The following is an 11,068-nucleotide window of genomic DNA, read 5'->3' on the forward strand; positions in this document are numbered from 1 at the left end:
TCCGTCCTTTCCTGCCAATATGAAAGCCGCCGCGGCCAAGGCCGCCGGGAGACACCCATGCGAGTCGCCATCCTTGCCTTTCCCCGCGTCCAACTGCTCGACGTCGTCGGGCCCGCCGATGTGTTCGCCGAGGCATCGCGTCAGCTCGGAAAGCCGCGTGCCTACCAGACCCAGGTGATCGCCACCGTCCCCGGCGTGCTCCACGGCAGCAGCGGCTTGCGCCTGGGCGTCGACGCAACGGTGGCCGAGCATCGAAGCGCGATCGACACCCTGCTCGTGGCCGGCAGCCCCCACATCGACGAGATCGCGAAGGACACGCAGCTGCACGAATGGCTGCGGCGCCAGTCGCGCAGCGTGCGGCGCTTCGGCTCGGTGTGCAGCGGCGCCTTCGTGCTGGCCGCCGCGGGCCTGCTGGAGGGCAAGCGCGTCGTCACGCACTGGAACTCGGTCGACCGCCTGGCCGCCCAATATCCCAACACCCACGTGGAACCCGACGCGATCTTCGTGAAGGACGGCAAGCTCTTCACATCGGCGGGCGTCACTGCCGGCATGGATCTCGCCCTGGCGATGGTGGAAGAAGACCATGGGCGCGAGCTGGCCCTGCGCGTGGCGCGCGAACTGGTGATGTTCCTCAAGAGGCCCGGCGGCCAAAGCCAGTTCAGCGCCCATCTGGCGGCGCAGACCGCGCAGCGCTCGGGCGTCCGGGAGATCCAGGACCATGTGGTCGCGAACCTGAGGGCCGACCTGTCCGTGCCGGCCCTGGCCGCGCGCGCCGGCATGAGCGAGCGGAACTTTGCCCGTGTCTTCCGCAGCGAGGCCGGCTGCACGCCCGCTGAGTTCGTGGAAAACGCCCGCATCGACGCGGCGCGGCGCCTGGCCGAGGACTCCGGCATGCCCGTCAAGCGACTGGCTGACCAGGTCGGCTATGCGAACGTGGACGGCTTCCGACGCGCCTTCACGCGGCGCGTGGGCGTGAGCCTCACGCAATACCGCGAACGCTTCGCGCGACCGGGGCCCCTATGATCCGCACCGATCGATGGACACGGTGACGGGCACCCTGGCCGGCATCGCGCTGGCTGAAGGCAGCCTCGCGAGCGCCAACGCGCCAGTCCTCGAATTGTTCCCCGGCCAGACCGTGGCGAACATCGAAGACGATCGAAGACGAGCAGGGCCCGACATCCGGCATACGCCTTCCGTGCACTTCGCCCGCACTCTTCGTTACCGCAAGATGAAGAAAGGGGCGGATGGAACATGGAACGAGGGCCACCGGCATGCTGACCGATCTTCAACTCGCGCAGATCATGCGCAACGCCTCCCAGGCCAAGCGCGCACTCTACCTCCCGCCATTGAACGACGCGATGGCCGAGTTCGAGGTCAACACCCTGCTGCGCACCGCCGCGTTCATCGCCCAGCTCGCGCACGAGTCGGGCGAGTTCCAGTTCATGGAAGAGATCTGGGGGCCCACCGCGGCCCAGACCCGCTACGAGCCGCCGAGCACGCTTGCCACGCGGCTGGGCAACACGCAGAAGGGTGACGGCAAGCGCTTCAAGGGACGCGGGCCGATCCAGGTCACGGGCCGCGCCAACTACAAGACCTTCGGCGACCTGCTGGGGCTGGACCTCGTGGGCAATCCTGCGCTGGCAGCCACGCCGGAGGTCGGCTTCAGGATCGCCGGCCTCTACTGGCAGCGCAAGGGCCTGAACGCACTCGCGGATGCCGACAACTTCACGGAGATCACGCAGAGGATCAACGGCGGCCAGAACGGCGCGGCGCAGCGCCTGCGCTTCTATGAGCTCGCCAAGCTCGTGCTGGCGCCGGCCTTTCCCGCCGGTGCGGCAAGCCCCGTGGTGGCGCCGGCGCCCAAGCCAACGGCGGCAGCCGCGCCCGCGCTGGACCGCGGCTACGAGGCGATCAACGCCACGCCCCCGCCGCCGCCGAAGAAGCCCGCCAAGCCGGGGAAGAAGCCCGGCTCCATCGCCGACGAGCGCAACTTGAACGCCCGGCGCGACACACTCGACTTCCGCGATCTGATGTACACGCCGACATTGATCGAAGTCCCGACGCACATCCCGCTGGGCGAATACCTCGAGTTCAAGGTGCCCATCCTCGACCAGGGCCAGGAAGGCGCCTGCACCGGCTTCGGCCTGGCGACCGTGGCGAACTACCTGCTCCTGCGCCGTCGCGTGATCCCGGACAACAGGGCCGTGAGCCCGCGCATGTTCTACGACCTCGCGCGCCGCTATGACGAATGGCCCGGCGAAGACTATTCCGGTTCCAGCGCGCGCGGCGCCATGAAGGGCTGGCACAAGCACGGGGTCTGCTCGGAGACGATCTATCCCTACAAGCTGGCGAAGACGGACAAGCCGGGCCTGAGCGATGCGCGCGTCGCCGACGCCGCGCGCCGGCCGCTGGGCGCCTACTTCCGCGTCAATCACAAGGACCTCATCGCGATGCATGCGGCCATCTCGGAAGTCGGCGCGCTGTATGCGACCTCGACCGTCCACGAAGGCTGGGGCACCGTGGGCGCGGACGGCATCATCAGCCAGTCGCCCGCCATCACCGGCGGCCATGCCTTCGCGATCGTGGCCTACGACAGCGACGGCTTCTGGCTGCAGAACTCCTGGGGACCGGGCTGGGGCCGGGCGGGCTTCGGGCACATCAGCTACGACGACTGGCTCGCCAACGGCACCGACGTCTGGGTCGCGCGCCTGGGCGCGCCGGTGACCCTGCGCGAGACCCAATCCACCGCCACGGCGCACGCCAGCACATCGGGGCAATCGGCCGCCTATTCGTTCGCGGACCTGCGGCCCCACATTGTGAGCGTGGGCAACAACGGGGAACTCAAGCCCGGCGGCAACTATGGCTCCAGGCCGCAAGAGCTGGCGCAGATCTTCGAAGACGACATCCCGCGCGTCACCAAGGACTGGCCCAGGACACGCATCCTGCTCTACGCCCATGGCGGGCTCGTCAGCGAGCAGGCCGCGGTGCAGCGCCTGGCGGAATACCGGCCGGCGCTGCTTGCCGGCGGCGTGTACCCGCTGGCCTTCATCTGGCGCACCGACTACTGGACGACCGTCACCAACATCCTGCAGGACGCGGTGAGCCGCAGGCGTCCCGAAGGCGCGCTGGACGCCGCCAAGGACTTCATGCTCGATCGCCTCGACGATGCGCTGGAGCCCCTGGCCCGCGTCTTCACCGGCAAGGCGGCCTGGGACGAGATGAAGAAGAACGCCCTCGCGGCCGGCGACGCCGGGGGCGCGGCCGTCCTCGTGGCCGATCACCTCAAGGCCTTCGCCGCCCAGAACAGGAATCTGGAGATCCACCTGGTGGGCCACAGCGCCGGCTCCATCCTGCACGGGCCCGTCGTCAAGCTGCTGAGCGAGCGCGGCCTGAAGATCGAGACCTGCACCCTGTGGGCGCCGGCCTGCACCGTCGACCTCTTCAACCAGTTCTACGTGCCGGCCATGCAGAAGAAGTTGATCGGCAAGCTCGCCGTCTATGCGCTCAAGGACAAGACCGAACAGGACGACGACTGCGCCAAGATCTACAACAAGTCGCTCCTGTACCTGGTGTCGAACGCCTTCGAGGCCAAGGAGAGGATTCCGCTCGTTCGCGATGGCATTCCGATCCTGGGCATGGAAAAGAGCTTCGATGGCGCGTTGCGCAAGACCTTCGACCAGTACGGCGCGCAGCTGGTGCTGGCGCCCAACACCGAAGCGGGCGATTCGCTCGAAGCATCCGAGGCCATGCACCACGGCGACTTCGACGACGACCAGAAGACAGTGGTCTCGACTTTCAAGCGCATCGCCGCCGGCGCTGCCGGCGCTGCCGGCGCGAAGCTCGCCCCACCCGGGGGCGCCGTGGAGGGCGTGGCCGCCGAGAAGCCGGTGTTCAAGCACACCGGCTCCTCCCTTCGCGACCGGCGCCTCCAGATCGACCTGCAGACGCGGCCGCGGTAGGACAAGCGCCATTCTTTGCGGGGCCGCTAACGTTTTGGTATTACATGTAACTACAATGGGTTACATGAAAGAACAACGCCCGCCATCCGGCCTCGCTCGCACGTTCAGGCTGGGCGTGCGCTTCTCGGGCACGTTCGTCGCCGGGATCTTGCTGATGGCCGGCGGCGCGGCCCAGGCACAGCAGCGTACGGGCGTGTACAGCTGCAAGGACGCCCACGGCCGCAGCCTGAGTTCCGACCGCCCCATCCCGGAGTGCATGGACCGCGAACAGCGCGAGCTCCGCACCACCGGCGGGACTTTGCGCAAGATCGGCCCCAGTCTCTCGGAGGCCGAACTCGCCCAGCGCGAAGAGCGTGCCCGGCAGGCCGAATGGACCGCCAGGCTGCAGGCCGACGCGCGCCGCCAGGAACGCGCCCTGCTCGTGCGCTACCCCACCCCCGCGGCGCTCGACCGCGAGCGGGCCGAAGCGCTGGCGCAGAGCGAGGCCGTGGCGATCGTCGCCCGTGAGCGGCTTGCCGAGCTCGCAGCCGAACGGAACAAGATCGACCAGGAGATGGAGTTCTACAAGGCGGCCCCCGCCAGCGCGCCCCCGGCTGTGCGCCGGAAGCTCGAGGACAACGCGCAGAGCCTCAAGGCACAGGCGCGCCTCATCGTCGCGCAGGAGGCGGAGAGGTCGCGCCTGATCGCCCGCTTCGATGACGCGCGCGCCCGCCTCACGCCCCAGTGGGCCGGCACCGCCCTCTCCTCGCGCTGAGCCTGCCCGGCGCTCAGCCGCTGGATCGAACCTCGCGCACGCCTCGGCCCAGCCGCTGGCGCAACAGTGCGCGCAGCGTGACGCCGTCGGCATAGCCCACCAACCCGGCGATCTGCTCCAGGCTCTTGTCGCTGGTCTTCAGCAGATGGACCGCGCGCTCCACGCGCAGGTCCTGCACGTAGGACAGCGGACTCTTGCCCAGCACCTGCTGCGTCCGGCGCGCCAGCGTGCGCTTGCTGGTGCCGGCCGCCTGCGCCGCGTCGTCCAGCGAGAAGCCTTCCGCCAGCCGGCCGCGGGCCCAGCGCTCGAAGCGCTCCACCATCGGATCGGCATGGGCCAGGTGATCCTGGATCACATAGGCCGATTGCGAGGGACGCGAATCCACGATCAGGTAACGCGCCACCAGGCTCGCGAGCTCCGGGCTGGCCTGGCGCACCAGCCAGAGCGCCATGTCGACGTGGCCGAGCGCGGCGCCCGCGGTGATGAAGTCGCCCGAGTGCACCAGCATGCGCGAATCGTCCAGCCGCACGGCCGGGTAGCGCTGCCTGAACATGGCGCCCAGCCACCAGGTGGTGGTGGCTCGATGCCGGTCGAGCAGGCCCGACTCCGCCAGCACGAAGGTGCCGATGCATGCCGCCGCGATCTTCACGCCGCGGCCGGCATGGTCGCGCAACGCCGCCCCGGCATCGGCCACATCGGGGCGCTGCAGCGCGAGGCCCAGCCCCTCGGGCATCTTGTCGCCGATGGCCGGAACGATCAGCCAGTCGGGCGAGCCGGCCTGCGCCAGCGTCTTCACCGGCACGCCGAGGCCCTGCATGGTGCGCACCCGCCTGCGCATGCCGACCACGCTGACCTCGAAGCGCGGCACGCCGAGCGCGAGCATGCCGCCGAGTTCATTGGCGGTGCTGAACACGTCGGACACCGTGGCCAGGCCGGTATCGAACACGCCGTCGAGCGCGAGGATGCTGAGCTTCATGGCCGGAACGATATCAAAGATGTCAAAAATGCCAATAGGCACCGGTCCGCGCGCTCACTACATTGGACTTCGCGCCGCGCAATGTCGCGCGGCACCAACCGGAGACTCACATGATCAAGTACGCACTGTTCGCCCGCCTCGAAGCCAAGCCGGGCAAGGAAGCCGAAGTGCAGCAGTTCCTCGAAGCCGGGCTCGCGATGGCGCAGCAGGAGAAGACCACGCCGATCTGGTTCGCGCTGCGGCTGTCGCCCAGCGTCTTCGGCATCTTCGATGCGTTCGAGGACGAGGCAGGACGGCAGGCGCATCTGACAGGGCCGATCGCGCAGGCCTTGATGGCCAAGGCGCCGGATCTGTTCGCCAAGCCGCCGTCGATCGAGCAGATCGATGTGCTGGGGCTGAAGAACGTTGCCTGATAGCGCGGCGGCTTGATCCGCCGCTCGAATCACCCTTCAAACACCACTTCCTTCACGAAACATCTTCACGCTCGCATCCGCTTCGGGAGGATCATTTGCCATCCCACTCCTGGAGCAACACACCATGCGAAACACGACCAGCCATCGCCGGCCGGCCAAGCGCATGGCGATGCCGGCCTCCAGGCCGCGCAGTCGCATGGTGCAAGCCTTCATTGAACGGCTCGGCACCATGACCGGCCGGCGGCGGCGCGATGCGGAACGCGCACGGCAACGCTTCGAAGGCCTCGAGTTCGACCAGCGGGTGCGCGAACTCGGCGAGTGGTGAAGGGGTGAGGGCTGGCGCGTTCCCGGGCTGATCGGCGCAGCCAGATCCACTGAGCCGCCTTGCGCAGCGGCGGCCACGCACGATAGACCCGAAGGATGCGAATGCGCGCCAAGGCAGCCATTCGCCGGCGCCGCGCCACGGAGGCCAGGGCCATGGCGATCGCGGCGGTGGTCTTGTCGCCTCGCTGCGCGTAGATGCGCCGTGACAGCGCAAGCAGGTTCAGGTCGGCGATGTTCAGACGGACCAGGTGGAAATCGTCGTCCTCCGCCTCTTGATGCACCGCGGGCGGCTCGATGAATCGAACGAAGCCGCTTCCGTGCGGCAACGCACATGGCGGGCTCTTGGCCGTGTCGATCGGAACAAGGCCGCCCTCCTCTCAGGCACCGGCGTTCGCCGCCGTCAGGATCAGCGCCGCGATCTCCTGCGGATGCGACAGGAGCGAGAGATGGCTGGACTCGATCTCGACCGTGTGCGCCCTCATCCGTTTCGCGAGAAAGCGCTCCAGCTCGGGCGAGGTGGTGCGATCCTGCGTCGAGACGGCATACCACGCGGGCTTGGTTCTCCATGCGGCGGCGGTCGTCCGCGAGGCGAAGAGCGTCCCGGAGATCCGACCCTGCACCGCGTAGAGAACCCTGGCCTCCACGGGATCGAGGTCGCCCGCGAAGTCGCGCAGGAAAGCCTCTTCGCCCAACTGCGCGAAGCCGCCGGACCGGACGAGCCCCGCATTGGCCGGCGGCGTCGGGAACCTGGCCGCCAGCGCGGCATAGTCCTCGCCCGCATCGGGGGCGCGCGCGGCAACGTAGACCAGCGCGCAGACCTTGGGGTCGATGCCGGCCTGACTGATCACCGTGCCGGCCCAGGAATGACCGACCAGGACCGTCGGGCCATCCTGCAAGGCGAGCACGCGCTGGGTCGCTTCGACGTCATCGGACAGCGACGTGAGGGGGTTCTGCACCGCCGTCGCGCGCATGCCCGCGCGCTGGAGGATGGGGATGACCTTGGCCCAGCAGGAGCCGTCCGCATAGGCGCCGTGGACCAGCACGACGTTACGCGCGGGCATCGCGGGCGCGGCGTTGCCGGTGCCGGGCGCCGGCTGGGCGTTGCCCGCCCCGGCATGAAGGGAGCTCACGGCCGCGGCGGCCAGCGAGGCGGAGAAAGTGCGTCGGGAGATCATGGTCGACGAAGTGCCTGAGGTGGATGGATGGATGGATGGATGGATGGATGGATGAAAGCGCAGATGCTGCGCGCCCTAGCCGCGCAGGATGAACCTGTAAGCCCGCGCGGCTTCGATCACCGCAGGGGTGTCGGCCCCCAGCAGCGCGAGCGGCGCGGCGCCGGCAAGCAAGCCGCTGGGCTGCACGAACCATTGCGCCATGTCCCAGCCATCCAACGCGGGACAGGACAGCGCTTCGAGCACCTCGCGGACGCCTTCGCGCAAGGCGATCTGTCCGGACTGGAACTGGAAGACAGGCAGCCAGGTGGTCGCGCTCCATTCGAAGCTCAACACCTTCTTCGCGGCGATCAGGCGCCCCAGCCCGGAGATACCGCCGCCCGGCTGGCGCGCGGCGATTTCCGCGCCGGGCGCCAATCCGCCGCTGGCGCGGTAGGCCGCGAGCAGTTGCAGGAATTCATGGTCGTCTCCCTTCGCGAGACTCGGGCTTTCGATGCCGGCGGCATGCTGCGCCGCATGCGCCAGTTCGCCGGGCACCACGCGGGCGAACACCGGGCGAAGCAGCCCGTGCCGGGCCGAGGGGCCGAGGAGCGTGGGCCTTCGCAGCAGCGCCGTCTTGCGGGCGAGGAGGAGGTGGGGCGAAGGGGCGGTGTTCATGGCTGCGGCTCACTTTTCCAGGGGTGGGTGAAGGTCTGCGTGAGCCGCGATGGTCCTGCGCCGGGGTTGCAGGTCTGTGTCGCATCCATGCCGGGGGATTTCAGCTGTAACCCGGCGCTCACGGCCAGCGGCCGCGCCCCGGCCGGCGCACGGCCGGGAGGAAAAGACTGAAGCAGCATGCGGCCGAGCGATATGATCGCCGTGACGGTGGCCGGCGGCTGATGGATGCCGCTCAACGTGCGGACCTCGGGCGGGATGGTCGCCTTCAGGTGACCGGCCAGCACGAGGATGCGGATGACGTCGACTTCCCAGTTGCCTGCGATGACGACTGGAAGCTCCTCGCGCGCGATGCGACGTAGCAGTGCGACGGGCACGTGCGCCTCAATGGAGTTTGAATCGCGGCCTCACTTCGATATGCGGCCGCTTTGGGGGTCGCCTGGCCCGGTGCCGATAACGTTTCCGGACATTGCCCGTGCGTCGAACACGCGCGCACCACTTCCTTGCGAGATACATCGCCTTCTTCTCCCTGAATTGCTGATGGCATATCGCTCGCCTTGCCGTGTGGGTGACACCACTGCGGCGCAACGCTGGCCGGTCGAAGCCGAAGGCGTCGGGAGCAACTGAACGCACTGCTGTCGCATTCCACCGAATTGTCGGTGCCACGACGTCAATTAATTCGGCTATGCGAATTAGTGCGTATATGAATTAGTGGTTATGCGAATCCTCGGACTGGGCCGAGAGTCGCCGCCATGGAAAGTTTGGCTCAGCGATTCGGCAGGTGCGTGCGCGACATGCGCATCGCGATGGGACCCAGTCAAGTGGAGTTCTGCGAGAGGTGCGGGTTCTATCAGACCTATCTGAGCCGCATCGAAAACGGTCGGGCGAATCCTTCGTTGAATGCGATGGAAGTCATCGCGAACGCGCTGGGCATGACGGTATTCGAGTTGTTCGAACGAATTCGAGACAGCTGAATCGCGGCGAAAGTGATGGTCGCGGTGGAAGGAGTTGGGAAAGTCGAGGGATCTTTCGCAACACGTAAGCGCTTGTACCTACAGCACAGCCCCTGCAATCGGAGCTACAAGACGTATCTGCAGGCTTCATTGATGGAGGATCCGATGCTCGGCTTTTTCCGACCCAATCCCAACAGCCACCTGAGGCGCGTCATGACGCTTCTCGAAGAAGCGCACCTCGCGCGCGTCGAGCACCAGGCCGCCGCCGAACACCATGGCGCCCTGGCGCGCATGTACGCCGAGCGTGCCAAGCGACTGGAGCGCGAGATCTATGGCGCGGCGCACCTTCCGCTCGGGGAGGCTGCAAGCTCCCTCAAGGGCCAGGACGAGAAGGCAACCGTCTACGCCCTCGGCGCGAGCCGGCGACCCGAGACGCAGGCGAACTCCTGACGACGCGCGGTGCGCGCCGCGTCCGCAGTATTCCGGCCGCCGTAGCCACGGGCGCCGGGCCGACCATCGACGCAGGGACGGTTCCCACTGTGTAAGCCTGCCGGAACGAGGCATGATGGCGCGAATGCGTTCGATGGAGCGGCCTCATGAACGATCAAGCAATCCAGTCGCTCAGCGCGGCAGCGACCCTGCTGATGGATCACGTCAGCGCACTGGCGCCCGGGGCCAGGAAGCTTGCCGACGAGTGCCGCAAGGCAAGGGATGACGCGGTCAAGATCCTGACGCCGACGAGCAGCTCCGGCGATACGTCGCCGCTCGCCGCCGAAGCCCGGGCGGCGCTGGCGAGCACCACCGGGTTGAACGACCGGCTGGTCGCGCTCAATGTCAAGGCGGACGCCATCCTCAAGGTCTTCGCCGGGGCAATGAACGAAACGAGCTACGTCGCGAACGACCTGGTGTCGATCGAGGAGGCCGGCGGCGGCCAGTCCCCGGAAGACCGGCAGAACCTCGTGCGCTATTCGCGCCTTCATCGCTTCACGCAGGCCGAGTGGGGATTGGACGCGGGCACGGCGGTACTCCAGGTTCACTCGGTCCTGATCGCCTATGACGAGCTGTTGCTGGCCTACCTCGACGGCAAGCCGGGCCAGCGCCTCAATCTCGCCGGGGCCGCCAAGGAGGTGGCGAACAAGGTCCATGACGCGATCAAGGATGGACTCACCTTCCCCGGCTACAGCAAGTTCGAGAAGCTCTTCAGGGCCCTGATGAAGTCGCCGGTCGAGAAGGAGATCGAGGCGCTGCGCGGCGCCACGGCCAGCAGCGCGAAGATCAGCCGCTTGAACGCCGGGCTGGATGTCCTGGGCAAGGCCATCGATGCCGCGGACGAGGTCGTGAGAAACGCGGGGCAGTCGCTGCTCGCGTCGATCGACGAACTCGAGGAAAGCTCGAAGGCGCTGCTCCAGTCGCTGCGCAAGTCACCCGCAGACCCGCCGGGGGGCGCGTAGAGCGGCTGCGCTCAGTCGGCCGAGCCCGCGCAGCGCGGCAGCTGCGACGCGGCCAGCATCCGGCGCCACAGGCCCAGCCAGGGATCCCAGCCGTGTCCGCCCCGCGCGGTGAACACGTGGCTTGGCGGCAATGCCTCGGCCAGCACGCGGTGGCTCGGAGCCAGGCTGTCGCCGAGCCCGTAGCCCAGATAGATCTGCAGCCGCGCGGGCGCGTCGGCGCTCAGCCGCACATCGCTCTTCAGGCTGCGCCAGACGCGCGTCCCGAGCTCTGATACTAACTTGCGTTCAAAGATATAGAAGTTATCCATTTGAACCCAGTCATTGAACGGGTTCGCGTTGGATTGGATTCCAGGGCGACGAGTCCGCTTGTCAGGGCGTCCTCGACTGCATCGAGGTTGGCGAAGACGTGGTT

Annotated in this window: 13 protein-coding genes; 8 read left to right on the forward strand and 5 right to left on the reverse strand. The window is 67.8% G+C overall.

Translation table 11 applies throughout. The features are described from left to right. Positions 1–57 precede the first annotated feature (57 nt). The 3 genes from AC1DNF_RS21475 (at position 58) to AC1DNF_RS21485 (ending at position 4,713) form a co-directional block, all read left to right on the forward strand. On the forward strand, positions 58–1,023 hold the full coding sequence (locus tag AC1DNF_RS21475) for a GlxA family transcriptional regulator (RefSeq protein WP_478150644.1): 966 nt from the start codon (positions 58–60) through the stop codon (positions 1,021–1,023). A gap of 221 nt (positions 1,024–1,244) precedes the next feature. Beyond that, entirely contained in the window at positions 1,245–3,959 is a 2,715-nt protein-coding gene (locus AC1DNF_RS21480) for a C1 family peptidase (protein ID WP_478150645.1), read from the forward strand. 64 nt (positions 3,960–4,023) lie between these two features. Continuing rightward, positions 4,024–4,713 (forward strand): DUF4124 domain-containing protein, encoded by a 690-nt coding sequence (locus AC1DNF_RS21485; protein ID WP_478150646.1) that lies wholly within the window; start codon positions 4,024–4,026, stop codon positions 4,711–4,713. 13 nt (positions 4,714–4,726) lie between these two features. Here the strand turns inward: AC1DNF_RS21485 and AC1DNF_RS21490 are convergent, their stop codons facing one another. After that, positions 4,727–5,689, reverse strand: coding sequence for a GlxA family transcriptional regulator (locus AC1DNF_RS21490; RefSeq protein ID WP_478150647.1), 963 nt, complete (start codon positions 5,687–5,689; stop codon positions 4,727–4,729). A 110-nt stretch (positions 5,690–5,799) separates the two neighbouring features. Between AC1DNF_RS21490 and AC1DNF_RS21495 the strand changes: the two genes are divergently transcribed. Beyond that, a complete protein-coding gene (locus AC1DNF_RS21495) occupies positions 5,800–6,102 on the forward strand; it encodes a putative quinol monooxygenase (RefSeq protein ID WP_478150648.1) in 303 nt (100 codons plus the stop codon). Positions 6,103–6,226: 124 nt separating this feature from the next. Further along, the gene (locus AC1DNF_RS21500; protein WP_478150649.1) at positions 6,227–6,427 is read left to right on the forward strand and encodes a short-chain dehydrogenase; all 201 of its coding nucleotides are present in this window, start codon (positions 6,227–6,229) and stop codon (positions 6,425–6,427) included. 376 nt (positions 6,428–6,803) lie between these two features. Here AC1DNF_RS21500 and AC1DNF_RS21505 read toward each other — a convergent pair whose 3' ends face one another. The 3 genes from AC1DNF_RS21505 to AC1DNF_RS21515 all read right to left on the reverse strand — a co-directional run bounded on the left by AC1DNF_RS21505 (position 6,804) and on the right by AC1DNF_RS21515 (position 8,629). After that, positions 6,804–7,601 (reverse strand): alpha/beta fold hydrolase, encoded by a 798-nt coding sequence (locus tag AC1DNF_RS21505; RefSeq protein ID WP_478150650.1) that lies wholly within the window; start codon positions 7,599–7,601, stop codon positions 6,804–6,806. A gap of 75 nt (positions 7,602–7,676) precedes the next feature. Continuing rightward, entirely contained in the window at positions 7,677–8,255 is a 579-nt protein-coding gene (locus AC1DNF_RS21510; RefSeq protein WP_478150651.1) for a hypothetical protein, read from the reverse strand. Next, positions 8,252–8,629, reverse strand: coding sequence for a hypothetical protein (locus AC1DNF_RS21515; RefSeq protein ID WP_478150652.1), 378 nt, complete (start codon positions 8,627–8,629; stop codon positions 8,252–8,254). The genes AC1DNF_RS21510 and AC1DNF_RS21515 overlap by 4 nt, the downstream gene beginning before the upstream one ends. A 375-nt stretch (positions 8,630–9,004) precedes the next feature. Between AC1DNF_RS21515 and AC1DNF_RS21520 the strand changes: the two genes are divergently transcribed. From AC1DNF_RS21520 to AC1DNF_RS21530, 3 genes are all read left to right on the forward strand, one after another. Next, complete coding sequence (locus AC1DNF_RS21520) at positions 9,005–9,226, forward strand: helix-turn-helix domain-containing protein (RefSeq protein WP_478150653.1); 222 nt, start codon at positions 9,005–9,007, stop codon at positions 9,224–9,226. A 192-nt stretch (positions 9,227–9,418) separates the two neighbouring features. After that, on the forward strand, positions 9,419–9,655 hold the full coding sequence (locus AC1DNF_RS21525) for a hypothetical protein (protein WP_478150654.1): 237 nt from the start codon (positions 9,419–9,421) through the stop codon (positions 9,653–9,655). A gap of 146 nt (positions 9,656–9,801) precedes the next feature. Beyond that, positions 9,802–10,656: a hypothetical protein gene (locus tag AC1DNF_RS21530; RefSeq protein WP_478150655.1), complete on the forward strand. Its 855-nt coding sequence runs from the start codon at positions 9,802–9,804 to the stop codon at positions 10,654–10,656. A gap of 11 nt (positions 10,657–10,667) precedes the next feature. Here AC1DNF_RS21530 and AC1DNF_RS21535 read toward each other — a convergent pair whose 3' ends face one another. Continuing rightward, positions 10,668–10,964 (reverse strand): hypothetical protein, encoded by a 297-nt coding sequence (locus AC1DNF_RS21535; protein ID WP_478150656.1) that lies wholly within the window; start codon positions 10,962–10,964, stop codon positions 10,668–10,670. Between the last annotated feature and the right edge of the window lie 104 nt (positions 10,965–11,068).

This window comes from Variovorax sp. 01T432 (assembly GCF_056398605.1).